Origin of the sequence: Pantoea sp. SIMBA_079 (genome assembly GCF_046940275.1) — a bacterium.
GTDB classification, from domain to species: domain Bacteria; phylum Pseudomonadota; class Gammaproteobacteria; order Enterobacterales; family Enterobacteriaceae; genus Pantoea; species Pantoea borealis.
The window spans coordinates 1-313 of record NZ_JAWRYR010000137.1; the positions used below are offsets into that span (position 1 = coordinate 1).

Below are 313 nucleotides of genomic sequence, written 5' to 3' on the forward strand. Positions count from 1 at the left end.
GCTCGGGGTGATCGGATTCACCGTGGCGACGTTCAGCGTGTTGATCTCGTGGTAGTCGGTCGAGCCTCCGGTGCTCGCCGCCCAGCCGAACTTGAAGGTCGTCGCGGCCAGCAGCTGCGCCGGCTCGGGCACCTGGGTGATGAGCGGCAGCTGGTCCACCGCGGGCGTCGTGTCCCCCATCGCGCCCAGGTAGACGCTCACCATCGGGTTCGTCGTGCCGGGCGGGTCGACTACGACACGCACGTGGCGCGCTGCCGACGTGCGACTGGTCGCAGAGGTCTTGTCCAAGCCGCCGGTGACCGTGACCGCTTTG

1 protein-coding gene is annotated in these 313 nt (G+C 69.0%); it reads right to left on the bottom strand.

Annotated elements, in window-relative coordinates:
• A partial coding sequence (locus tag SB719_RS19440; protein WP_412159642.1) for a hypothetical protein occupies positions 1-313 on the bottom strand: 313 nt, incomplete at both ends.